The 23,497-nt window shown below is 40.2% G+C and carries 25 protein-coding genes and 1 riboswitch; of the genes, 21 read left to right on the forward strand and 4 right to left on the reverse strand.

The window, feature by feature from the left end; genetic code table 11:
* Positions 1–7: 7 nt before the first annotated feature.
* Positions 8–2,158, forward strand: coding sequence for a peptidoglycan D,D-transpeptidase FtsI family protein (locus CSV74_RS03280; RefSeq protein ID WP_099690536.1), 2,151 nt, complete (start codon positions 8–10; stop codon positions 2,156–2,158).
* 52 nt (positions 2,159–2,210) lie between these two features.
* Here the strand turns inward: CSV74_RS03280 and CSV74_RS03285 are convergent, their stop codons facing one another.
* Positions 2,211–2,660: an endolytic transglycosylase MltG gene (locus CSV74_RS03285; protein ID WP_099690537.1), complete on the reverse strand. Its 450-nt coding sequence runs from the start codon at positions 2,658–2,660 to the stop codon at positions 2,211–2,213.
* Complete coding sequence (locus tag CSV74_RS03290) at positions 2,657–3,016, reverse strand: hypothetical protein (protein WP_099690538.1); 360 nt, start codon at positions 3,014–3,016, stop codon at positions 2,657–2,659. Before CSV74_RS03290 ends, CSV74_RS03285 begins: the two co-directional genes overlap by 4 nt.
* Positions 3,017–3,190: 174 nt before the next feature.
* Between CSV74_RS03290 and rpmG the strand changes: the two genes are divergently transcribed.
* The 5 genes from rpmG (at position 3,191) to CSV74_RS03315 (ending at position 7,263) form a co-directional block, all read left to right on the forward strand.
* Positions 3,191–3,340 carry a 50S ribosomal protein L33 gene (rpmG, locus tag CSV74_RS03295; RefSeq protein ID WP_029054517.1) on the forward strand — a complete coding sequence of 50 codons (150 nt, stop codon included), beginning with the start codon at positions 3,191–3,193 and terminating at the stop codon, positions 3,338–3,340.
* A gap of 55 nt (positions 3,341–3,395) precedes the next feature.
* Entirely contained in the window at positions 3,396–3,980 is a 585-nt protein-coding gene (locus tag CSV74_RS03300) for a 5-formyltetrahydrofolate cyclo-ligase (protein ID WP_029054518.1), read from the forward strand.
* On the forward strand, positions 3,973–4,158 hold the full coding sequence (locus CSV74_RS03305; protein ID WP_099690539.1) for a YqgQ family protein: 186 nt from the start codon (positions 3,973–3,975) through the stop codon (positions 4,156–4,158). The genes CSV74_RS03300 and CSV74_RS03305 overlap by 8 nt, the downstream gene beginning before the upstream one ends.
* 124 nt (positions 4,159–4,282) lie before the next feature.
* Complete coding sequence (locus CSV74_RS03310; RefSeq protein WP_099690540.1) at positions 4,283–6,178, forward strand: LTA synthase family protein; 1,896 nt, start codon at positions 4,283–4,285, stop codon at positions 6,176–6,178.
* 65 nt (positions 6,179–6,243) lie between these two features.
* Positions 6,244–7,263, forward strand: a complete 1,020-nt coding sequence (locus CSV74_RS03315; RefSeq protein ID WP_099690541.1) for a YqgU-like beta propeller domain-containing protein — start codon at positions 6,244–6,246, stop codon at positions 7,261–7,263.
* A 99-nt stretch (positions 7,264–7,362) separates the two neighbouring features.
* Here CSV74_RS03315 and CSV74_RS03320 read toward each other — a convergent pair whose 3' ends face one another.
* A complete protein-coding gene (locus CSV74_RS03320; RefSeq protein ID WP_029054522.1) occupies positions 7,363–7,545 on the reverse strand; it encodes a DUF2759 family protein in 183 nt (60 codons plus the stop codon).
* 158 nt (positions 7,546–7,703) lie between these two features.
* Here CSV74_RS03320 and CSV74_RS03325 point away from each other — a divergent pair, with 158 nt between their 5' ends.
* Positions 7,704–8,339 carry an MBL fold metallo-hydrolase gene (locus CSV74_RS03325; RefSeq protein WP_099690542.1) on the forward strand — a complete coding sequence of 212 codons (636 nt, stop codon included), beginning with the start codon at positions 7,704–7,706 and terminating at the stop codon, positions 8,337–8,339.
* Between the two features lie 61 nt (positions 8,340–8,400).
* Here the strand turns inward: CSV74_RS03325 and CSV74_RS03330 are convergent, their stop codons facing one another.
* Positions 8,401–8,643: a DUF2626 domain-containing protein gene (locus CSV74_RS03330; protein WP_029054524.1), complete on the reverse strand. Its 243-nt coding sequence runs from the start codon at positions 8,641–8,643 to the stop codon at positions 8,401–8,403.
* Positions 8,644–8,988: 345 nt separating this feature from the next.
* Here CSV74_RS03330 and comGA point away from each other — a divergent pair, with 345 nt between their 5' ends.
* From comGA to CSV74_RS03400, 14 genes are all read left to right on the forward strand, one after another.
* Positions 8,989–9,993 (forward strand): competence type IV pilus ATPase ComGA, encoded by a 1,005-nt coding sequence (gene comGA, locus CSV74_RS03335; protein ID WP_099690543.1) that lies wholly within the window; start codon positions 8,989–8,991, stop codon positions 9,991–9,993.
* Positions 9,980–11,032, forward strand: a complete 1,053-nt coding sequence (comGB, locus tag CSV74_RS03340) for a competence type IV pilus assembly protein ComGB (protein ID WP_158231737.1) — start codon at positions 9,980–9,982, stop codon at positions 11,030–11,032. The genes comGA and comGB overlap by 14 nt, the downstream gene beginning before the upstream one ends.
* A gap of 14 nt (positions 11,033–11,046) precedes the next feature.
* Positions 11,047–11,358, forward strand: coding sequence for a competence type IV pilus major pilin ComGC (gene comGC, locus CSV74_RS03345; protein ID WP_099690545.1), 312 nt, complete (start codon positions 11,047–11,049; stop codon positions 11,356–11,358).
* Positions 11,351–11,803 (forward strand): competence type IV pilus minor pilin ComGD, encoded by a 453-nt coding sequence (comGD, locus tag CSV74_RS03350; protein WP_158231738.1) that lies wholly within the window; start codon positions 11,351–11,353, stop codon positions 11,801–11,803. The genes comGC and comGD overlap by 8 nt, the downstream gene beginning before the upstream one ends.
* Positions 11,796–12,095 (forward strand): type II secretion system protein, encoded by a 300-nt coding sequence (locus tag CSV74_RS16465; protein WP_143560736.1) that lies wholly within the window; start codon positions 11,796–11,798, stop codon positions 12,093–12,095. Before comGD ends, CSV74_RS16465 begins: the two co-directional genes overlap by 8 nt.
* On the forward strand, positions 12,092–12,526 hold the full coding sequence (comGF, locus tag CSV74_RS03355; RefSeq protein ID WP_158231739.1) for a competence type IV pilus minor pilin ComGF: 435 nt from the start codon (positions 12,092–12,094) through the stop codon (positions 12,524–12,526). The genes CSV74_RS16465 and comGF overlap by 4 nt, the downstream gene beginning before the upstream one ends.
* 162 nt (positions 12,527–12,688) lie before the next feature.
* Entirely contained in the window at positions 12,689–13,195 is a 507-nt protein-coding gene (locus tag CSV74_RS03365) for a shikimate kinase (protein WP_099690548.1), read from the forward strand.
* 134 nt (positions 13,196–13,329) lie between these two features.
* Positions 13,330–13,422, forward strand: a riboswitch (glycine riboswitch).
* Between the two features lie 163 nt (positions 13,423–13,585).
* Positions 13,586–14,686 carry a glycine cleavage system aminomethyltransferase GcvT gene (gcvT, locus tag CSV74_RS03370; RefSeq protein ID WP_099690549.1) on the forward strand — a complete coding sequence of 367 codons (1,101 nt, stop codon included), beginning with the start codon at positions 13,586–13,588 and terminating at the stop codon, positions 14,684–14,686.
* A gap of 21 nt (positions 14,687–14,707) precedes the next feature.
* On the forward strand, positions 14,708–16,054 hold the full coding sequence (gene gcvPA / locus CSV74_RS03375) for an aminomethyl-transferring glycine dehydrogenase subunit GcvPA (RefSeq protein ID WP_099690550.1): 1,347 nt from the start codon (positions 14,708–14,710) through the stop codon (positions 16,052–16,054).
* Positions 16,047–17,534 carry an aminomethyl-transferring glycine dehydrogenase subunit GcvPB gene (gene gcvPB / locus CSV74_RS03380; RefSeq protein ID WP_099690551.1) on the forward strand — a complete coding sequence of 496 codons (1,488 nt, stop codon included), beginning with the start codon at positions 16,047–16,049 and terminating at the stop codon, positions 17,532–17,534. The genes gcvPA and gcvPB overlap by 8 nt, the downstream gene beginning before the upstream one ends.
* 707 nt (positions 17,535–18,241) lie before the next feature.
* Entirely contained in the window at positions 18,242–19,078 is an 837-nt protein-coding gene (locus CSV74_RS03385) for a hypothetical protein (protein WP_029054534.1), read from the forward strand.
* A 294-nt stretch (positions 19,079–19,372) separates the two neighbouring features.
* Entirely contained in the window at positions 19,373–20,359 is a 987-nt protein-coding gene (locus CSV74_RS03390) for a LacI family DNA-binding transcriptional regulator (protein ID WP_158231740.1), read from the forward strand.
* Positions 20,360–20,514: 155 nt separating this feature from the next.
* Positions 20,515–21,792 carry a histidinol dehydrogenase gene (hisD, locus tag CSV74_RS03395; RefSeq protein ID WP_099669227.1) on the forward strand — a complete coding sequence of 426 codons (1,278 nt, stop codon included), beginning with the start codon at positions 20,515–20,517 and terminating at the stop codon, positions 21,790–21,792.
* A gap of 41 nt (positions 21,793–21,833) precedes the next feature.
* A complete protein-coding gene (locus CSV74_RS03400; RefSeq protein WP_099669228.1) occupies positions 21,834–23,150 on the forward strand; it encodes a GntP family permease in 1,317 nt (438 codons plus the stop codon).
* Positions 23,151–23,497 lie beyond the last annotated feature (347 nt).

Here is a 23,497-nt window from a genome sequence, read left to right on the forward strand (position 1 = left end):
ATTCCTGTTGAAGAGAAACCAGAAAAAGACGGAGCCGCTAAAAGCGGGTCAACGTCAACATATTGCATTTCGAATGAATTTTTTATTTGTAGCGATTTTCGTCCTTTTTTCCTTACTCATATTCCGTTTAGGTTATATGCAAATCGTCAAGGGGGAAGATTATGCACGCAGTCTTGAACGAACCGAAGAGATTGCGGTCAACACGAGCACGCCGCGTGGAAGAATCTTTGATCGTTCGGGAAAAGTACTCATAGACAATGAAGCGAAAAATGCCATTACGTATACGAAAACATCCTCCACGACAACAAAAGAAATGCTTGCGCTTGCAAGAAAAATTGCCCAATTGATCGATCAGGATACACAACGTGTCACAATAGGCGACAAACGGGATTTTTGGATTTTATTGAACCCTGTTAAAGCAGCAGAGAAAGTACCTAAGAAAGAGCAAGCAGAGCTCAGTAAAGATGACAATAAATCTCAAAAAGATATCCAACGAGAGATTAACCAGCTGACGCGTGACCGAATCACAGACGAAGAACTAGCTACATTGTCAGCGGAAGATATAGAAGTACTCGCAATTTATCGAGAAATGATGGCAGGTTATGCCTACTCACCACAAATCATCAAAAGCGATGGGGTGACCGATCAAGAACTTGCTGTTGTGTCTGAAAGGTTGGATCAACTGCCAGGCGTCAATACGACTACGGACTGGGATCGGGTCAAGAAATCCGATAGTGCGATTCTAGGATCTACAACGAGTCCGGTAGAAGGAATTCCGCGTTCTCACGTAAACTATTTCCTAGCGAGAGATTATTCGCGTAATGATCGCGTCGGACGAAGTTATTTGGAATCGTATTATGAAGACTTACTAAAAGGTCAAAAAACGATAGTGAAAAATATCAAAGACCGTACCGGAAAAGTTGTTGAAACGAAAACGGTGAAAGAAGGAAAGCCCGGTAAAGATCTAGTGTTGACTACAGATACCGATTTGCAGAAGGCTCTTGAAGATGTCGTGTCCAATAAATTATTGCGCTTAAAACAAGGTCCGAATACAAGTGCGTTAGAATCAGCGTTCCTTGTCATGCTAGATCCGAATAACGGAGAAATATTGTCACTTGTCGGTAAGAAAGTAGTAAAGGACGAATCGACAGGGCGATGGACGATACAAGATTACACATATGGTACGTTTACTTCAGCGTATGAAGTCGGATCCACCGTGAAATTGGCGACGATGCTTACAGGTTATAATGAAGGAGCTGCAAGAATCGGTGAGGTGAAAATTGACCAACCGATCAATATTGGTGGCAGATACAAACGGTCGTTGTTTAATCCAAATGGTCGAGTGGCATTAAACGATATTGCCGCTATCGGTCGGTCGTCTAACGTATATATGTTCCGCATTGCAATGGGATTAGGAAAAGCAACATACCGACCAGGTCAAGGATTACCAATTGACAAGAAAGCCTTTGATACATTCCGCGAGAACTTTGCGGCATTTGGATTAGGTGTTAAAACAGGAATTGATTTACCTGGTGAATATACAGGGGTAACCGGTACTGAAACAATCCCCGGAAAACTTCTTGACTTCTCGATTGGACAGTTTGATACGTATACTCCTTTGCAAATGGCACAATATGTTGCGACTATTGCAGCTGACGGGAATCGTATAGCACCGAAGATTTTAAAGGAAATTCGTGAACCCTCTCCAGATGGGGAGATACTTGGCGAACTAATTGAGGAAACACCTGTAAAAGTGTTGAATCACCTGAAAAACTCTCAAGCGGAAATTGATCAAGTAAAGAAAGGTATGCATTATGTGTACTACGGAGCGAACGGTACAGCTTCTGGATTACTAGCGGGTGCGCCGTATACGGGAGCGGGAAAGACGGGTACCGCAGAATCGTTTTATTATACGGGTAATAAATCCAACCCCGTTATTCCGACAATTAACTTGTCTCATGTAGGGTACGCTCCTGCGGACAAACCCGAAGTTGCGTATTCAGTAATTGTCCCCTATATTTCGACGAATACAAAACGCTATCCATCCGCAACAGCAAGTGAAATCGCAAAAGAAGCACTCGATGTATATTTTGAACAGAAAAGGCAGAGAAACGCAAAAGCAGACGGTGCATCTCCGGATGTGAGAATACAGAAGTAAACAGGATCAATCAAAATAAAAGACGAAAACCAATTGGTTTTCGTCTTTTATTTTATAAGTGTAAAAAGATTCTAGCAATCTCCGGAAAGCGCATATCAGAGCGTAATTCATATGTACCGGTTTTGATTTTTCGGGTATATTCATTTTCCATTATATATAGTTCAAATGCTTCGGCATCTTGTATTAACTTTTCGTTTTCTAACTCCCGCGATAGTTCAGCGGGTGTAATGCCTGCTTTTACGGTAAAACTCTTTGTAACAATTTCATCCGCTTCATTTTCAGCTGGAATCGTTTCTTGTTCGGATTCCGGTTTACGAATAGCTTCTCTCCGCGACAATGTCTGTGAAATGGCAAGTTCCTTTTTAAGGATAGCTATTTCTTCCTTAGAATCAGCCAATTGTTTTTGCAGCGCACCTTCAGATGTTTGCTGCTGTACAAAATACAAAATACCGCCGGCTATCAAACAACCTATACCTACAGCGCGCAATATTTCCTTGATCATGACAACCGCACTCCTTTAGAATGTAGCACTTCAGTTACTTCCTTTTCACTGAGTGAAGCGCGTTTTGCAATCTCGGGGATCGTATAGCCTTGCTTGTGAAGGGAGGTAATTTGATTAACAATAATTGCGTGTATTGGTTTTTGAGGTGCTACTGCAATGGGTTCTGGAGCAGGGGATGCGACCATCAATTCTTCTTCAAGCAATCGTACTCTTTTTTTTAGATTACTCGTTTCCTGATGGAGACTGATCGATACATTTTCCAACTCATCATCAATTGCACGAGTCTTATTTCCCACTATAAATGAAAGAATGACAGCCAATACACCAATGCTGAGTAAGATTAAGGGGATATCCATACCGTTTCCCTCCAAAATAACTAGATTTTCCTTCATAATACCATAAGCATTTGATGAATGATAATTGAATATTTTTTACTGTACAATGAATAAAACTATGGTATAATATATTAGTCGTATAGATCATGCTCATGTTTTACTTATATCTATAGCTATTGAGTGGGAGGGACAGTAATGCGCGTAAACGTAACACTCGCTTGTACAGAATGTGCAGAGCGTAATTATATTACTAAGAAAAACAAGCGTAACAATCCAGAACGTATTGAAATGATGAAATATTGCTCACGTGAAAAAAAGCAAACTTTGCACCGTGAAACGAAATAATCATTAAAACCAAAACCTGCTTCGGTTTTGGTTTTTTCTTACGGGAGGTAATACAGTGGAAAAGCAGCTTCTTCGAAAACAGGTTATACAGCAATTACATCAATTAACTCCATCTGATCACGAACGGAAATCAGCCATTATAAGAGATAAAGTTCTTGCTTCGGATGAATTTAAGCATGCGGAGACCATCGGAATCACATTATCCAGATTTCCGGAAGTGGACACGCATCGTTTGATAGAAACCGCCTGGCAAGCTGGAAAGCGAATTGCGATTCCACGATGTATTTCTTCTACGAGAGAAATGGATTTTCGTCTGATCAATTCATTTGATCAAACAGAAGTGGTCTATATGGATTTAAAAGAACCGAAGATTGATCTGACAGAGCCTATAAAACCTGAAGACATAGACTTGCAAATTGTACCGGGTGTCGTGTATTCAGAGACTGGTTATCGTATTGGATTCGGTGGCGGTTACTACGATCGTTATTTGATAAATTTTCCATTTCAAACGATATCACTGGCATTTGACTGTCAAATCCGTCATAATATAGTTAGGGAGCCGCACGATGTTCCGGTGTCCTATATTTACACAGACGAACATATTATAGATTGTCAGAAAGCTCGTGAAGAAAATGAATGAATTTTATGACGTGATGAAATTGCTTAAACGTTTTGGTGTAATCATTTATACAGGCGATAAAAGACAGGACAGCATGGTGATGGAGTCCGTAGTCAAAGAACTGTATGACCATCAATTTATTGATCAACAAACATATATTCAAGCATTGCTTGTTTTGAGAAGAGAACAAACGAGCTAACAACTAGCTAACAATATACGAACTACTCATTCCTCGTCTCATGTGAAACTTTTCACGCAGTCAAACGTCTATATATATGAAGACTATAAAACAGTATCTAAACGAAACGAAAGGAAGAGATGGAATGAGAAAATTTTCATGGCCTAAGCATTCCGTACTCATTATCGCTGTAATCGCAACTTGGTTAACTACCTACATAGGGTATTTCACCAGTTTCAATATGAAGATCGATAATGCTATGCAACAATTTATTCTACTAATTAACCCCTTGGCATTTCTATTATTTATTTACGGGGTTGCTTTATTTATTAAAAAGACGAAAACACGTAACCGATATATTTTAGCGGTTAGTTTAATTACTTCTTTTATCATGTTTGCCAATGCTGTGTTCTATCGTTTCTTTACGGACTTTATTACACTGCCTCTATTGTTCCAGACAAGTAACTTTGCAGATTTAAGTTCTTCTATTACTGAGAATTTGCGACTTCTGGATCTATTCTTTTTCTCTGACGCCTTGATTATTTTTATAGCCATTCGCTTCTTTAAGCAAGGGCCAATTCAAGAGTCAAGCCGTAAAATGGGACGCAAAGTGTATTTCGCAGCAGCTGCTACGTTGATGATGTTCAACTTGGCTCTTGCTGAAGCGCAGCGCCCACAGCTATTGACAAGAAGTTTTGACCGCGAATTACTCGTTAAAAACATTGGTACGTATAATTACCATTTATATGATTTATTCGTTCAATCCAAATCCCATGCACAACGTACATTTGCTGATGGGACGGAATTGACGGAAATAGAGAACTACGTCAAAGCCAACCACGCACAACCGGATCCGAAAATGTTCGGTACTGCAAAAGGCAAAAACGTCATTATCGTTTCACTTGAGTCATTGCAGAACTTTGTTATTAACAATGACATGGATGGACATGAAATTACTCCATTCTTGAATGAATTAACAAACGATAAAGATACATTCTACTTTGACAACTTTTATCAGCAAACTGGATTAGGGAAAACGTCTGACTCCGAGTTTATCGTAGAGAACTCATTATATGGACGTAATGGTAGTGCAGTATTCTTTACGCACAGCGGTAATACGTATAACTCGCTTTCTGAACGACTAGGAGAGAATGGTTATGCTACAAGTGTCATGCACGCTAATAGCAAGAGTTTCTGGAACCGCGATATTATGTACAAAGCGCTTAATGTCCAGAAGTTCTATGATGTAGATAGCTACACAATCGGTGAAGACGAAGCAGTCAACTGGGGAATGAAAGATATTCCGTTTTTCCATCAATCAGTTGATTTAATGAAAGATATTAAACAGCCATTTGCTACACGAATGATTACACTAACAAACCATCATCCATTTGATTTGGATGAACAGGATAAATTAATTCCTGAATACACATCAAATTCCAACACGTTGAATAAGTATTTCCAGACGGTTCGATATATGGACGAAGCGGTTAAGGAGTTCTTTGAAGACTTGAAAGAAAGTGGTTTGTATGAAGACTCGATCATCGTCATGTACGGAGACCATTATGGTATTTCCGAAAACCACAATAAAGCAATGGGTATGTACATGGATAAAGAAATTACACCATTCGATAATGCAGAACTTCAAAAAGTTCCATTGTTCATTCATATGCCAGGGTCTGGTAAAGGTAAGCAAATGCATGAGCTTGGTGGACAGGTAGATATTCGTCCTACCATTCTTCACCTACTTGGAATTGATACAAAAGCAGATATGCAATTCGGTTCTGATTTATTCTCACCAGATCGTGAACCATTCGTCATTTTCCGTGATGGCCGTCTTGTCACGGACAAAAATATTTACGCGCAGGAAATTTGCTATGATATCGAAACAGGAGAACCAGCATCAGATGCAGCGCCATGTAAGCCGTATATTGAGCGTGCCAATACTGAATTAAATTATTCAGATACCATCATCAATGGTGACTTGCTTCGATTCAAAGAAAGGCCAGATGGCAGTCCTGAACTGAATGAAAGTAAATAACTTGATGAGCTGCGCGGCTGCCTATGCCGTGCAGCTTTTTTAATTAAAGTAGAGGAAGTGAAAAAGTGAAGAGAATACTCGTCCCATTAGTATGCTCAGTTTTTTTAATAGCATGTACGCAATCTGAAGATATTGAAACCGAAGAACAATCAGTAGAAAATGAAGTCGAACCAGTAAAAACCCTTACGGCTTCGCAAGATGATATTCGTTTTGTTGTAGGCTGGTTGAATGAAACGGCGATTTTATTCGTCGCTCACACAGATACCGAAGACCGTCTGCTGTCGTATGATTTGCAAACCGGAGATATACATACGATATTTACCACTTCTTCAACGATTTCTGAAGTACAAGTTCATCCTACTGCTGAACAACTACTAGTCAAAACAGCGGACGACCCAACGGAAGCCATCCTACATATACTTGATCATGCAGGTACTCCACTAAACGAAGTGTCGGTAGCATCCTCAGAGCTTGAAATACAATGGAACGGTATCGACGCTTCACAAATACTTATAACTGCTTTCTCTGATGACTGGAGTTACGAAATTATGCGCTATGACGCAAATAACGATACATTGGTAGCGGTGGAACTCCCTGATCCATTCCCCCATTGGTTAGGTACTGAAGAGTTGGTGTACATAGAAGACGCTAATGTATGGAAACAATCACTGTCTACAGGAGAGAAGACTACACTTGCGAATAATACCAACCAATTTCATTCAGCTACAGATCGGGTATTGATTGAATCATTTGAAGGTGAGCAAGTACGGTATGCAGTACTAAATTCTACTGGAGAAGAGAAAAACTCTTGGCTTGCTGAAGATGATGCATTCGTGATGGATCGAGCTGTTCTTTTAAATGAGAATACATGGATGATGACTGTTACTAATCAAACCGAGATGATGCCAACTAGTTTTCTAGTGAAGATAGAAGATGGTGAGGAAGTGAAGCGCCAAGAGCTACCAGAAGGCGGCACTCTAGATTGCGAAGGTAACAAGTGTCTGACGGGGTATAGTTTGGATACTTGGATTGATATTGAGACCGGTGAGACGGTAAAGTGGTTGGAGATTGGGCGAGTGGAGTAAGCTTTACTATAAAAGGGATACATCATGACTAATCACTCTACGAATCTTAACATAAAAATAAGGACATCCCAATGAAGGGGTGTCCTTATTTTTTGGAACTTATTTGTGTAGTTGTGGCGGGTATCCAGAATATATGACAGTAGCGATCGTAAATCCTCCGATAACTACAACCGTTACCACATTGAAAACTATACTTAACAGATTCCGCTCTTTAAAAGCTTGGACCGTTCCAAAGACTGCTAAAATTGCAATCAATCCAAAAATGATGACTAATAAATTCATTGAGTAGACACTCCTTTCAACATTGAAAAAATGAATGCCATAAAGCGATATTCCTCCTCTATTGTACTGTTAATGAATCGTTTTGTCGAGATTAAATAATGACGATTATTTGAAGTTTGTGTCCACATTCATTAATATTAGACAAAGAGGTGAATTAAATGAGGGTACATATACATCCATTAGGTCCAATTCAGACGAATTGCTACATAGTGGAAGATGAAAAGAAAAATTGTCTACTATTTGATCCAGGTGAAGATGGTGAGGCATTATTATCGGAATTACGAAAGTTGTCGCTAAAACCGGTTGCCATTTTGCTGACGCATGCACACTTTGATCATATCGGGGCGTTGGAGAAGATTCGAACTGCTTATGATATTCCTGTGTACTTGCATGTGGCGGAAAAGAAATGGCTTGCGAATCCTGAGTTAAACGGTTCCGCTAAATATCCGGTATTACCTGACGTCATTTGTAATCCTGCTGACGTACTACTACGTGATGAAAAGCAATTGGAAGTAGGTCCATTTAAGATGGAGACGCGTCATGTGCCAGGACACTCCCCAGGAAGCGTTTGCTATATCTTTGAAGATGAAGGATTTGCAATCGTAGGTGATACGTTGTTCCAAGGTAGCGTCGGTCGTACCGACTTGCCTGGAGGTGATACGGAAACGTTGCTTAATGCGATTCACGAACAGTTATTGACACTAGACGACGAAATGTTGATCTATCCAGGACACGGACCGGCGACAACACCTGGAATTGAAAAAGACAAAAATCCGTACTTGCACGGATTTTGATCAAAATAAAGCAAACAAAAAACAGCTTGCCTTTGTGGAAGCTGTTTTTTGTATGTACGGATTAGTGTCCTCCGCCAGGTACGTGAATGAAAATTGAATAGTAACTGAAACCAACCATGAAGATCATCAGGTATGCTCCGAATAGGTAAATATACATACGCTCTGAAAGCTTCAAGTATCCAAGTAGAACAAAGAAGATTGTACCTGCTACCATAAGTAAAGCAGCTGGAACCATATTTCCTACATAGAACATTACCGCAAAAATACCTGACCAGAATCCTAAAAGTTTAAACATATTATCCATCTAAGAATCCCTCCTTCACAAACATTACAATAAGCTCTTATCCATTATAATAGAACGTCAGCCCAAAAGTAAACTCCAATCGATTTTACATTGTGTCAAAAGAGTGTACTTGTACGAACGGATTAAGATAGTAGCTGATAACAGTATAACAGAACCTGTGATGAAAATAATATGAAAATTGAATTTTGCTATCGAATTGCCGTAAAGAAATGAATTATGACTCCATAATGACTATGAAAAATGAATTCACACAAATGTAGTGCATTTTCAAACAATTTAATTCCCATATATACTTCTTTCCAAGATAAAAAGTGGTCTTTTGTCGAATAGAGAAAGGGGAGAACTATGGAAACTGAAAAGAACCCTATAGAAAAAACTTGTGTACAACTGCTTGAAAAAGCTATTAAGTCTGGAGCTACAGATATTCATTTTGTACCTACGACAGAAGGATATGACGTGACGATTCGCAAGCACTCGTATTTTTCAAAAATCGGTCAATATCCTCATATATTAGGTGGTCGTTTAATTTCATTCTATAAGTTTTTATCTTCTTTAGATATCAGTGAACAACGACGTCCACAAAGTGGTTCCTTTCATCAGTCCTTTTTCGACTGCAACTTCTCTTTTCGCGTCTCGACGATTCCGTCTATTCAATTGAGGGAAAGTGTCGCGATTCGTATTCAGAAGCATGATAAAATCGTGCCGCTCAACCAGCTATGTCTCGATCCCGAATGGACGCAGCAATTGGCAGAAGCCGCTGCTTGCAAACAAGGACTATTCCTCGTCACTGGACCTACTGGCTCTGGTAAAACAACTACATTATATTCATTGACATCCCATTGTGTATCCGAACTCAAACGTCATGTCATTTCACTCGAAGATCCGGTAGAAAATAATCATAGTCATTTACTACAAATTCAAGTGAATGAACGTTCTGGTATTACGTATTCTGCTGGATTGAAAGCGATTTTGCGCCATTCTCCGGATGTCATTATGATTGGAGAAATACGTGATGCAGAAACAGCTAAAATCGCAGTAGAAGCAGCGTTGACAGGACACTTGGTTCTTAGCACAATTCATGCAAAAGATCCTGTAGGTTGCTTGTATCGTTTACTGGACCTCGGTATTCATGTAGAAGAGCTTAGACAGACCATTATCGCGATATCCGCTCAGCGATTGATTACACAACAGTCTGGAGATACGGCAGCGGTTTTTGAAATATTGCAGGAATCAGATCTACAAGTAGCTACGGAATCCATGTTGAATGGTCTACGGTTTTCGCCTCCTACTCATAAGAAAATCGAAGTACAGCAAGCTTTGTATGAAAAGGTGCTATATGGCACGGATTAAATTATACAGACCTACTTCCAATAAGAAGTTAACAAAGCCAGCGGAGTTTTTAGTGCGACTTTCGGTATTACTACAAGAAGGATATACCTTTCATGAAGGACTCATTCTGATCTTGCCCTATCATACGAAAGAATACGATGAGAAACTTCGGCAAGTAGAAGAGGAATTAAAGATGGGGTATGGCGTTTCACATATTTTGAAGAGTTTAGGTTTCGGTAAAAGTATGATGTTGCCGATTGTCATTGCAGAAGTGGACGGCAACTTGATGCGCGCGTTGAAAGAAGTAGCAGACCGCGTCAATCGAAAGGCGGAGAAGCAGAAACAAATACGAAAACTATTGGCGTATCCAATTGTTCTATTCTCTTTCTTACTCATTTTATTAGTGGCATTTCGACAATTTTTCTTGCCGAATTTCGAAGCGTTAACTGTAATGCGGGCAAATAACGAGGGCGGGATTGTCCAATTGCTACCAAAACTCGTCTCTTCTATACCGGATCTTTTGTTAACTGCGTCCTTTATACTAGCTGTTGGTTTTCTTTTAGTCCGAATGTGGTTAAAAAAGTTGTCCCCTTTTGAAGTTTTACGCTATGTATTAAAAGTCCCTGGAATCAATACGTTCTATAGTGAAATGAAAACTAGGGATTTTGCCAGTGAGCTCGGAAGTTTGTTACAATCTGGACTTTCTATGCAAAGCGCATTAGCTGTCCTAAAGGAGCAAACAGAAGATCCTATATTATCGGTGATTACTAACGAACTAAGTGAACATGTCATTTATGGTGAATCTTTACACGAGGCAATCCGTTTAACAGATGGTTTATCACCACGCCTCGCAGATTTTGCGAAACACGGGGCAGATACCGGTTACTTACCAAAAGAACTCATACTGTATAGCGAACACACAAATGAACAGTTGGAGGAAAAGGTCAATCAATGGATAACGATCTTACAGCCTGCCTTATTTGGTGTCCTTGCAGTTTGTATTTTATTGTCCTATTTATCTATTTTATTGCCAGTTTATAAAATGATCGACAGTATCTAAAAGGAGGAAAAGAATTGCTGAAGAATGAAAAAGGCTTTACTTTAATCGAAATGATGATCGTGTTGTTGATCATTACCGTATTGATCTTAATCGCAATCCCGAACGTTACGAAGCATTCTAAATCGATAGATGAAAAGGGCTGTGAAGCGTATGTCAAAATGGTAGAGGGCCAGGTGCAAGCATATAAGATGGATAAAAAAACGATTCCCACGATTTCGTCGCTAACAACAGATGGATATTTACCCGAAAATCCAGCATGTCCGAATGGTAACACAATTTCAATTGCGGGAGACGGTAAAGTGACGGCGTCAAATGGCGGTGGCTAAGAAAGCTATTAAAGGTCAGCAAGGGTTTACCTTCTTGGAACTTTTGCTTGTTCTATCTATCATGATGGTTTTAACAGCCGTCATTCTTCCGTTTAGTGAAAAGCACTTGCAAAGAAGAAGTGAAGAAGAAGCACTGAAGCAATTCATTACTACTGTTCATGAGGCGCAATTGTATGCCATGACACATAAGGAAAATATCGCTTTGATATTTAGTGACGGTGGAACTACGTACAAGGTGGTAAAAAATAACATGGCGGAAACTGTGATTCATGGATCATTTCCTGAAGGCATGGGCAGGACTAAACAATCTTCACTTAACAGATTGGATTTTGCTGAAACCGGATACATGGTCAAAACAGGGAAGATGATCTTTTTCACACAAAGCAAAGGTGAAATATTCATCTCATTTCAGTTTGAAAGAGGAAGGATGATCGTCAATGAATGAAAAAGGGCAATCGTGGCCAGAAGCTATGTTGTCGTTACTCGTTGTCATGGTGATTTTCGGATCTCTTTTACCGTTGGCCGACATATTGACGTCATCTGCTACCGAAAAAAAGCAAGCAATGATTGCAGCCCAAACCTCCTATCAAGCGGCTATTTTATATAAATCGTCGGGACAAACAACAGGACACAAAACACATGAAGATCTGCATTATAATTGGATGGTTAGTGATAGACAGATCTGCGTTGCATATGAAATACAACAAATTGAAAAACGTAAATGTGTGAGTTTATGAAGCAATTGAATGAAAAAGGATATTCATTAGTTGAGAGTATCGTTCATTTACTTATATTCACGATGTTGATTCAATTTGCAATTCTATTTTTTTACTGGCAAGCCCCCATAGAGAAAGTTTATCAAGGAGATCTACTAGGGGAGTGGGAGTTATTTTCTTTGGAATTACAGGAATTGTTGGAAGAAGTAACTGGAGTGGAGGAAGTAAAACCTACTCTCTTCACGTTCCATACTAAAAGAGGAAAGATTACTATACAGCAATACGATAAAATGCTTCGTAAAGTTGTGAATGGAACAGGTCATGTCCCTTTATTAATGAATGTGAAATCCAGTAAATTTACTGTGAAAGATAGCGAATTGAAGCTTGCTGTCGAAATGAAGGATGGTATACGTAAAGAAAGGACGTTTGCTATTGGTTTATATCAAAAATGAGAAGGGAGGATCATTTATTTTCGCGATTGTTTTATTATTTTGCGTAAGTCTCTTTCTTTTCTCCCTCGTTTCATGGCATGATAGTATCTACAGAATATACGACTGGCTCGAAACCTATTATGAGCATAAAGCAGTTGAATTAATGAAACGGGATGGATGAAAATGAAAAGGATTTATTTAGTCGGATTCATGGGATGTGGAAAAAGCGCAATCGGTAAACGGCTGCATACGCTAACAGGTATTCCGTTTTTTGATATGGACCATGAAATTTCAGAACAAATGCACATGACGATTCCTGAGATATTCGATCAGTACGGGGAACTGTATTTTAGGCAGCTGGAGACAGAATTCCTCGAAAAATTCCCTGAAGAATATTGTATTGTAGCGACTGGCGGAGGCGTTGCGGTAAAAGAAGAAAATATTCAACTGATGCGCGAATCAGGCATCGTATTTTTCCTCAATGCATCATTCCGCGATATTTGGCGCAGAATCTCGACTGATGTCAATCGTCCGATTGTACAACAATCATCGCGGCAAGAATTAAAAGCACTTTATAAAAAACGCAAGCCGAAGTATTTACACTCTGCTCATTTCACAGTGGAGACAACAGGCAAATCTTTAACGGATATTGCAGAATATATTATCTTTCAAATCGAAAGATATCAATAACTCATTGTAAAAGCGAATGTTTTAGTTTGTGATCAAGCTATCATTCGCTTTTATGCACTTTTAATAAATAGATTGCGCTTACTTATATGAAATGTTAAGATATCAGTGAAGAAAAAATTAATTGAATCATGCGAATGATTGTATGGGGAGAGCGCGCATTAGGCGCCGCCGAAGGAGCAAGTAACGAATGTTATGAATCTCTCAGGTAACAAAACGCATACATGACGCATCTCTGGAGAGTGCTGAGTAATCAGCGGCCGAAGAAAGTATGGAAACTGTAAAGCTTTCAGGCAAAAGGACAGGGGTTCTCTTTTATAGGAGACCCCTGTCCTTTTTTTGATGAATTACATACTGATCGTTCCTTGATCAGAACAAAAAGGAGGAAACAGTTTGACGAATCAATTATTACGTACGCCGTTATTTGAAAGTTATAAAGAGTATGGAGGCAAGACGATCGACTTTGGCGGCTGGGAGTTGCCTGTACAGTTCTCGAGTATTAAAGCAGAACACGAAGCCGTTCGGACAAAAGCTGGTTTGTTTGATGTCTCGCATATGGGAGAAGTGTTTATCAGTGGTAGCGGAGCACTCGACTATTTGCAGAAACTCGTAACGAATGACGTTTCCAAATTGAAGATCGGCCAAGCGCAATATACTGTGATGTGTAATGAGCAAGGTGGAACGATCGATGACTTCTTAATTTATAAATTAGAGGAAGAGCGCTATTTACTAGTAGTCAATGCGTCGAATATCGAAAAAGATGTAGCTTGGATGGAAAAACAACAAACCGACAATGTCGTTATCGATAACCAATCATCAAATTACGCGTTACTTGCACTGCAAGGTCCGGTGGCGGAGTCTGTATTACAGAAACTAACGAAAGAGTCGCTGGAAGAAATCAAATTTTTCCGTTTTAAAGAACATGTTCAAGTGGGCGGTGAAGATGTACTCGTTTCACGTACTGGTTATACAGGGGAAAATGGATTTGAGATCTACGGTACACCCGAAGCAATCCAGAATCTGTGGTCAAAGATTTTGCAAGAAGGCAAAGAAGAGGGGGTTGTACCTGCAGGACTTGGTGCGCGTGACACATTGCGCTTTGAAGCGGGACTACCACTTTACGGTCAAGAACTAAGAGAGGACATTTCTCCGTTAGAAGCAGGACTTGGTTTCGTCGTAAAAGTGAATAAGGAAGAAGATTTCATTGGTAAAGATATTCTTGTGAAGCAAAAAGAACAAGGTGTGGAACGTAAGCTTGTTGGACTTGAAATGATCGATAAAGGGATTCCTCGTACAGGTTATAAAGTATTTGATGGTGACAAAGAGATTGGCGAAGTAACAACTGGCACACAGTCTCCTACATTAAAGAAGAATATTGGTTTTGCGCTTCTGTCTACAAAGTTCACGGAGCTCGACACAGAAGTTGAAGTGGAAATCCGCACCAAACGCCTAAAGGCAAAAGTCATTGCAACACCTTTCTATAAAAGATCATAAGTGAAAAGGGGTAAAATTATTATGAAGCATCGTTATCTACCTATGACGGAGCAAGACCAGAAAGACATGCTTGAAACAATCGGAATTTCTTCCATCGATGAACTATTTTCGGATATTCCGGAAAAAGTGCGATTCAAAGGTGAGTACAAGATCAAACCTGCGAAATCCGAAACATCTCTATTAAAAGAACTTGGACGTTTGGCAGCGAAAAATATTAACGCTCAAGATTATGCTTCGTTCCTAGGAGCGGGAGTCTATGATCATTATCGTCCGATTATCGTAGATCATGTCATCTCACGTTCTGAGTTCTATACGGCGTATACGCCATACCAACCCGAAATTTCACAAGGTGAGTTACAGGCGATTTTCGAATTCCAGACGATGATCTGTGAATTGACTGGCATGGAGTTAGCGAACTCTTCGATGTATGACGGAGGCACGGCACTTGCTGAAGCAGGAACTCTTGCTGCAGGTCATACACGTCGTAAGAGATTACTTGTGTCCTCTACTGTTCACAACGAATCACATGCAGTAGTGAAGTCCTACGCTGACGGGCAATACATTGAAGTGGTAACGATTCCACATACAAATGGTGTAACGGATCTCGATAAGCTGAAAGAAATGATTGATGGTGAGACTGCAGCAGTACTCGTACAATATCCGAACTTCTACGGACAAGTAGAAGATCTTCAGGCGATCAGTGATATTGCACATGAAAATGGTGCATTATCGATCGTCTCGGCGAATCCACTTGCACTTGGACTATTGACGCCCCCTGGGGCACTTGGAGCGGATATTACGGTTGGAGATGCACAACCATTCGGAATCGCGGAATCATTCGGTGGGCCACACTGTGGATATTTCGCCGTATCGAAAAAATTGATGCGTAAAGTTCCTGGCCGCCTAGTTGGTGAGACGAATGACGATCAAGGACGTAGAGGATACGTATTGACATTGCAAGCGCGTGAACAACATATTCGTCGTGACAAAGCAACATCCAATATTTGTTCGAACCAAGCACTGAACGCTCTTGCAGCATCTGTTGCGATGACAGCTCTTGGTAAAGAAGGAATTAAAGAAATCGCCTATCAGAACATCGCGAAAACAGCTTACGCGAAACAAGCATTTGAAAAAGCTGGCTTCGAAGTAAAATTCGGTCCTGCGCATTTCAATGAACTCGTAGTGGATTGTAAATCACCTATTAAAGATGTCAATAAACGCCTGCTTGAACAAGGAATCATTGGTGGGTATGATCTTAGTCTTGTTGATGAAAATCTGGCGAATCACGCACTGATCGCTGTAACGGAACAACGTACGAAAGAAGAAATCGATGCATACGTGCAAGAACTGGAGGCTATCCATGCATAAGGACAATCAATCACTCATTTTTGAACTATCCAAACCAGGTCGAATCGGTTATAGCTTACCTGAATTAGATGTGCCTGAAGTAGATGTTACATCCATTTTGTCTCAAGGCGTCATTCGTACGAAAGATGCAGAACTGCCCGAAGTATCCGAGTTGGATATCATGCGTCACTATACTGCATTGTCCAATCGGAATCACGGCGTCGATACAGGATTCTATCCATTAGGTTCTTGTACGATGAAATACAATCCGAAAATCAACGAAGCGGTTGCCCGTTTCCCAGGATTTTCACGCGTTCACCCGCTACAAGACGAATCTACTGTACAAGGTGCACTTGAAGTAGTGTACGATCTGCAAGAACACTTGGCTGAAATTACAGGTATGCCACAAGTTACATTACAACCAGCAGCGGGTGCACACGGTGAGTGGACAGCATTGATGATGATCCGTGCTTTCCATGAAGCGAACGGTGATACCCAACGTACGAAAGTACTTGTTCCCGATTCCGCACACGGTACAAATCCAGCTTCTGCGACGGTTGCTGGTTTTGATACAATAACAGTCAAGTCGAATGAAAAAGGCTTAGTAGATCTTGAAGATTTGAAGTCGAAAGTAGGTCCTGATACAGCAGCATTGATGTTGACGAATCCAAATACGCTCGGTCTTTTCGAAGAAGACATTCTAGAAATGGCGGCAGTGGTTCACGGAGTCGGCGGAAAGTTGTATTATGATGGAGCGAACTTGAACGCAGTTATGTCTAAAGCACGCCCTGGCGACATGGGCTTTGATGCGGTTCATTTGAACTTGCATAAGACGTTCACAGGTCCTCACGGTGGCGGTGGGCCAGGTTCAGGTCCGGTAGGTGTAACGGATGAACTGGCTGCATTCATGCCGAAACCAGTTGTTGAAAAAGTAGATGATCGCTTTATATTGAACTATGACGTGCCACAATCCATTGGTCGGGTGAAGCCTTACTATGGTAACTTCGGTATTTACCTACGTGCGTATACGTATATTCGTTCAATGGGTCCAGACGGCTTAAAAGCTGTAACGGAATACGCGGTACTCAATGCGAACTATATGATGCGTCGTCTAGAGCCATACTTCGACCTGCCATATACACAGCACTGTAAACACGAATTTGTTTTGTCTGGTCGTCGTCAGAAGAAGCTTGGTGCACGTACACTTGATATGGCGAAGCGTTTGCTAGACTTTGGCTACCATCCGCCTACGATTTATTTCCCGTTGAACGTGGAAGAGGCAATGATGATCGAACCGACAGAAACAGAATCAAAAGAAACATTGGATAACTTCATCGAAGCGATGATTCAAATCGCCAAAGAAGTAGAAGAGAATCCTGAAATCGTTCAAGAAGCACCGCACACAACAGTCATCGGTCGTCTAGATGAAACAAAGGCAGCACGTAAGCCTGTATTGCGTTATGTTAAAGAACAATTACCAGTTGAAGAAACCGTACAATAATAAAATAGATTGATAAGAGCACCGCTGAAAGCTAGCGGTGCTTTTTGATTTGTAGAAAATTTGAGCAATCTAGTAACCCTTCCGTTATACATGGCATGTGTGAAGAATAATATAGTAGGAATGGATGAATAGTTGAAAAGAAATAACTATTTGTTTCATAATATACACAGTTTAGGTGCATGTAATTAAGAAACTAAACGTGAGTATTTTCTGGGGAATAAACTATAAGGGGGGTACTTTGAATACTATTGAGAAGCTTTCCATTTCGCATCAAATAGACATGAAAGAGAGTTTCGCAAGGGGACGGACAGTACATATAAAGCCCCATTCAGCTGCTGTTTCCATGATAGTAAAACACCATGATCATGCAGCAAGTAAGAGTTACATATTGAAACTATGAAGAATAAAACTAGTTCCATACACAGTCTTGTAAAATCAGAATCGTATATTATACGATAAACAAATGTTCAATGTCAACCATGAATTTGAGAAATTTCTGATTATGTGTTATACTGTATAAGTACAAGTAAACAGGACGGCATGCAACAATCCTGCGCAGCTTATTCCGGAAAGGAATGAAGGGCGCATTTTTTAAATTTGCAACAAGGATTGTTTTATTTCAATGAAATGACGTGTAGAATTTCACGTATTTTTAATCAGTTAACTGTAAAGCTTTGATCAAAGAATTTATAGGAGGAGATTTTCTAGTGAATTTAATTAATGAAGAAATTACTCATAACGTGTTTGGTGAAGGAAATATTGTAGAACACGAGGAGTCGTTTATCACCGTTGATTTCAATAAAAATCTAAAAAGATTTGTCTATCCGGATGCATTTGAGAATTTTATTACTTTAAACAATCGAAGTATGGCAGAGTCTTTAGAGAAGGTTTTTGTGGAACGGAGAGCAGAAGAGAAAATTCTGGAAAAGAAACGTAAGGAAGAAAAGGCTATCCAGGTGTTAGAACAGCAACGTAGAGAAATATTGAAGAACCACAAAATTCACGAAAGTTCACAAATTGTTTTCTGGTTAGATCAAGAAAGACAGTCAGATGTGTTTACCGATTGGGAAGTATCGACTGGAAGCATTCAAAGCGGGAAGAATAAAGGATTACCTAACCCAGTAACTCGTTTGCGTCCAAACAGTGCAGGTATTCTAACAGTGAGAACTCCTGATCAAGTAGAAACGGAAAGAACTATTCTAGGTCTCTTCATGGTTGGTGACACATTTACTGGAAGCATTGGCGAGGACGGATTGGTCCCTACCCATCCTGAATATAGAATTCAACTTACAGAAGAAGAAGCTGAGAAAATGCTCTTCTGGAATTACTATAGAAATAAAAACTATCCTGACCGTACTTCATGGAACTCTGGTACATTCCGTTACTTTGATAATATTTGGACTGCCCAAATTTTACAAGATATTATCGCGTTAAAGACGGATGAAGAACAGATCAAAGAAGCGAAAGAGTTTATGGACTATTTCTGTAAATTGAATGCTATTGACATGAATAATATTCCGGAAGCAGAAGGTGCGTTACGTTAATAAGTGGTATTGCTTTCGCTGAAGTATATTACGAAGTCGTTCATTACACTGTAAGCTGCCAGGTACGAGCACATGATAACTGTGTTGGTACCTGGCAGTTTTTTGTTTATTTCCGTGTAAAATTACGATTTTGTATTCAGTAAAGGTTTATGTGAATTGTTATTTTCACTACCTTCAAAGTAGATTTCATTTTAAATGTTTGAGTCCATACTATATAATTCATTAGATTGAACAAAAAAGCACTAGTTAAACTATTACATATAATTGAAAAACATGGTAAAGGAATGAATGAATATGAGAGAAACCGTAACGGCGATGGATGTCGCTAAGTTGGCGGGCGTTTCACAATCGTCTGTTTCAAGAGTATATTTTGAAGGGGCGTCTGTTTCTGATAAAACTAGGAAACGGGTTCTTGAGGCAGCAGCAGAGCTTGGCTATCGTCCCAACGTATACGCGAGAAGCCTAATTACAAACCAATCCAAAATTATTGGCCTTGTAATGAAGAGTGTTCAGAATCCATTCTACGCGCATGTATTGAAACGATTTAGTTCCATTTTCAAACAACAAGGTTATAGTATTTTATTTGTCTCCACTAATAATGATGAAATTCAAGGTGAGGATGTTGAAACCTTACTGAACTATCATGTGGCGGGCGTAATTGTGACTGATGCTACAATTTCTGAAAAAGTTGGGGATGAGTTCAAAAAGAATCACATCCCTCTAGTTTTCTTTAATAGAAAGCCTCATACTGATGTGTTTCATTCAGTGAGTTGCAATAATTTAGAAGCTGGACGCTCTATTGCGCAATTTTTAGTATCTACAGGGTCTACGGATTTAGTATTGGTCACCGGGAATGAAGATACCTCTACAAGTATCGAACGTAAAAAGGGTTTTTGTGAAGTACTCGATCAGCAAAATGTTACATACCGTACGTACAATTCAGACTATACGTATGAAGGTGGGTATGACACAGCAATCACTTTGCTTGAAGAAGATCAATTACCGTCTGCAATTTTTGTGGCGAACGATATTATGGCACTTGGGCTATTAGATGCTCTTCGCAAACATGAAATCCGAATACCTGAACATACTAGGGTTGTTGGATTTGATAATATCGGTATGGCTTCTTGGCCTGCTTATGATTTGACGACATGGGAGCAGCCAATCGAAGAAATGATTGAAGCAACGGTAACGTATTTGATGGAAGAGGTGACATCTTATACAGGATTTGTACAAACGATAGAAGTGGATGGGAAACTAATTGAAAGGAAAACGACATAAAGTTGTTGACTTTGACGAAAATTTAGACTAGTATTTTGACGTAGACTCAAATGCATACGTATGCAGAGTGAAGTTTGCTTGAGCATTCTATACATTACCAAAATTAGTTTACAGAAAAAACAGAATGTAAGCGGTTAAAAATAGGAGGCGTAATTATGGTTAAAGTAATTAAAGCAGGTAAATCTCAAGAAGAAGTAGTAGCAAACGACACAAAGGTTTCTGAAATTGTTTCTGCAGCATTAAAAGACGTAGAAAGTCGTGGAGATCAAGCAGTACGTGAACTTTCCGAGAAATTTGATAAATGGACTCCAGAATCTTTCAGACTGAGTGAATCAGAAATTAAAGAAATAGTTGCACAAGTACCTGATAGTGTGATCGAAGACATTAAATTTGCACAAACTAATATAAAAGCGTTTGCAGAAGCACAGCTAGCTTCTTTGCATGATGTGGAAGTAGAAGATATTCCTGGGGTTATTCTTGGGCATAAAAATATTCCGGTGAACAGTGTCGGTTGTTACATCCCAGGCGGACGATATCCAATGGTTGCGTCTGCACATATGAGTGTGTTGACTGCAAAAGTTGCAGGAGTGAAGCGGGTTATTGCATGTACACCACCAATTAATGGTGAAATTCCGAAAGCGACTATTGCCGCAATGTATTTAGCAGGAGCAGATGAAATTTATTTACTTGGCGGCATTCAGGCGATGGGGGCAATGGCAATCGGAACAGAAACAATTGAATCTGTCGATATGATTGTCGGACCTGGTAATGCATTTGTTGCTGAAGCGAAACGTCAATTATACGGACGTGTAGGAATTGATTTATTTGCAGGTCCAACAGAGACATTAGTAGTAGCGGACCATACAGCAGATGCGGAAATGATTGCGATTGATCTTCTTGGTCAAGGAGAGCATGGACCGACATCTCCTGGAGCGTTGATTACGACATCTGAAGAACTTGCACACGAAACAATTAAAGAAATCGCACGTCAATTGGAAACGCTTCCGACGGCAGATGTAGCCAGTGTGTCTTGGGAAGATTATGGTCAAATATTAGTCGTGGATTCTATTGAAGAAGCACGGATCGAAGCAGATCGCTTAGCATTCGAACATGTGGAGATTTTAACAGAAAATCCCGATTACTTCCTCGAGCACATGACGAACTACGGCTGCCTGTTCTTGGGACCCGAGACGAATGTTGCTTACGGAGATAAAGTAATTGGTACAAACCATACATTGCCGACTAAGGGAGCAGCTCGGTACACGGGTGGATTATGGGTCGGTAAATTCATCAAAACAGTTACTTATCAGAAAGTAACTCCTGAAGCCTCTGCATATATCGGTGAGTACGCAGCACGCCTTTGTTTGCTAGAGAACTTTGAAGGACATGCTAGACAAGCACAACTCCGAGTAGATCGATATGGCAAAAGATAAAGCAAGTTTTTAAGGTGGCAAGGTAATTAGGAGGAATGACTATGTTAGGAATGATCGGCCTTTTTGGGGGACTTGCGATCTTAATCTTTTTGACAATGAAGGGGATGAACCTTCTCATTGCAGCGCCCATTACCGCATTGTTTATCGCAATTATGAATGGCATCCCGCTTTTCCCACAGTTAGTAGAAGAAGGCGCGGTGAATTTCTTAACGAACTATATGGGTGGTTTTACAGGATTTATCGCTTCTTGGTATTTAATGTTTTTAACGGGTGCGATATTCGGTAAAGTTATGGAAGACAGTGGGGGTGCCGATAGTATTTCCCAATGGATTGTCAGTAAAATTGGTATGAAAAGAGCAGCCTTAGCGGTTGTCATCGCTTGTGCAGTGTTAACGTATGGAGGGGTAAGTTTGTTTGTGGTGGCGTTCTCGGTATATCCGATGGCGTTAAGTCTTTTTAAACAAGCTGACTTGCCAAGAAGATTCATTCCAGCTGCACTCGCATTTGGTTCTACCACATTTACAATGACATCTGCAGGATCTCCTGAAATCCAAAACTGGATTCCGATTGAGTTCCTTGGAACGAGTCCGTATGCAGGATGGGAAGTCAGTATTTTCGTAGCAATCTTCATGTTCTTGTTCGGTTATTGGTGGCTGAAGAGAATGATTTCAAAAGCTGTCGCTAAAGGAGAAGGCTTTATTGCAAGAGATACGGATAAGGAAGTAGATATGCAAAGATCTCTTCCGAATCCGATACTGAGCATGATTCCATTAGTAGTAGTTCTTGGCATCACGTTACTGTTACACAACTATCTCGGTACCTCTGCATTAATTATTTCTTTAAGTGGCGGTATATTGGCCACATTTATTTTGAATAAAAAGTACTTCCAAAACTTTGGACACGCAGTAGGAGAAGGTGCGATGGGTGCAGTAATTGCTATCGCCAATACAGCTGCGGTCGTTGGTTTTGGTGGAGTAGTCAAGGCGACACCGGCTTTCGAAGCTGCAGTAAATGTCATGACAGATATTCCGGGAAGCCCACTGATTGGTGGTGCGCTTGCAGTAGCAGTCATTGCTGGATTGACCGGATCATCGTCAGGTGGACAAGCGATCGCATTACCACTATTGGCTCCTCACTATTTAGACCTAGGTGTAGATCCCGAAGCATTGCATCGAACGGTAGCCATATCTTCAGGTTCGTTAGATTCACTTCCTCAAGGAGGATATGTTGTCACAACGATTCGATCAATTGCTGGTGAAACACATAAAGACGCGTATCCGGCATTTGGAGCTTTGTCTGTCGTTGTACCTATTTTAGGTGCTGCAGTGGCGGTTATTCTGTTTTCAATCGGACTATAATAATGAAGACCCAACGAGCTGAAACATGGTTTTGTTGGGTCTTTACATTTCCCAGGCAATGAAAAGAATAGGCAGGCACAGCGTAGTCTTAAGAGAGTGGCAAGATTATTCATAGCGTTTCACGAAGGCTTTCGTAGAGTACTATAAGCATAATAGAAAAATTTAGAAGAGGTTGGGACAGAACAGAAAAAACGTAAGGGGAGTCCTTTACGTTTTTTCTGTTCTTATCAGTAAATATTTTTTAGAGTATCAGAGTGTACCGGAACGGAGAAAGGCCGACTCCTGAGGGATCAGCGTGCGTCTTGAGACCCTGGACAGGTGCCTTAATTTCTGCAAAGTACACAGAA

Source organism: Sporosarcina sp. P19 (assembly GCF_002743165.1).
GTDB classification, from domain to species: domain Bacteria; phylum Bacillota; class Bacilli; order Bacillales_A; family Planococcaceae; genus Sporosarcina; species Sporosarcina ureae.

Excerpts from the sequence above, each read along its gene's own strand:
- gcvPA (WP_099690550.1), top strand. The coding sequence starts at position 14,708 with ATGAAGCATCGTTATCTACCTATGACGGAGCAAGACCAGAAAGACATG.
- gcvPB (WP_099690551.1), top strand. The coding sequence starts at position 16,047 with ATGCATAAGGACAATCAATCACTCATTTTTGAACTATCCAAACCAGGT.
- CSV74_RS03365 (WP_099690548.1), top strand. The coding sequence starts at position 12,689 with ATGAAAAGGATTTATTTAGTCGGATTCATGGGATGTGGAAAAAGCGCA.
- CSV74_RS03330 (WP_029054524.1), bottom strand. The coding sequence starts at position 8,643 with ATGGATAATATGTTTAAACTTTTAGGATTCTGGTCAGGTATTTTTGCG.
- comGA (WP_099690543.1), top strand. The coding sequence starts at position 8,989 with ATGGAAACTGAAAAGAACCCTATAGAAAAAACTTGTGTACAACTGCTT.
- comGB (WP_158231737.1), top strand. The coding sequence starts at position 9,980 with ATGGCACGGATTAAATTATACAGACCTACTTCCAATAAGAAGTTAACA.
- CSV74_RS03285 (WP_099690537.1), bottom strand. The coding sequence starts at position 2,660 with ATGATCAAGGAAATATTGCGCGCTGTAGGTATAGGTTGTTTGATAGCC.
- CSV74_RS03310 (WP_099690540.1), top strand. The coding sequence starts at position 4,283 with ATGAGAAAATTTTCATGGCCTAAGCATTCCGTACTCATTATCGCTGTA.
- CSV74_RS03305 (WP_099690539.1), top strand. The coding sequence starts at position 3,973 with ATGAATGAATTTTATGACGTGATGAAATTGCTTAAACGTTTTGGTGTA.
- CSV74_RS03390 (WP_158231740.1), top strand. The coding sequence starts at position 19,373 with ATGAGAGAAACCGTAACGGCGATGGATGTCGCTAAGTTGGCGGGCGTT.
- CSV74_RS03320 (WP_029054522.1), bottom strand. The coding sequence starts at position 7,545 with ATGAATTTATTAGTCATCATTTTTGGATTGATTGCAATTTTAGCAGTC.
- rpmG (WP_029054517.1), top strand. The coding sequence starts at position 3,191 with ATGCGCGTAAACGTAACACTCGCTTGTACAGAATGTGCAGAGCGTAAT.
- comGF (WP_158231739.1), top strand. The coding sequence starts at position 12,092 with ATGAAGCAATTGAATGAAAAAGGATATTCATTAGTTGAGAGTATCGTT.
- CSV74_RS03290 (WP_099690538.1), bottom strand. The coding sequence starts at position 3,016 with ATGGATATCCCCTTAATCTTACTCAGCATTGGTGTATTGGCTGTCATT.
- CSV74_RS03400 (WP_099669228.1), top strand. The coding sequence starts at position 21,834 with ATGTTAGGAATGATCGGCCTTTTTGGGGGACTTGCGATCTTAATCTTT.
- hisD (WP_099669227.1), top strand. The coding sequence starts at position 20,515 with ATGGTTAAAGTAATTAAAGCAGGTAAATCTCAAGAAGAAGTAGTAGCA.
- CSV74_RS03325 (WP_099690542.1), top strand. The coding sequence starts at position 7,704 with ATGAGGGTACATATACATCCATTAGGTCCAATTCAGACGAATTGCTAC.
- CSV74_RS16465 (WP_143560736.1), top strand. The coding sequence starts at position 11,796 with ATGAATGAAAAAGGGCAATCGTGGCCAGAAGCTATGTTGTCGTTACTC.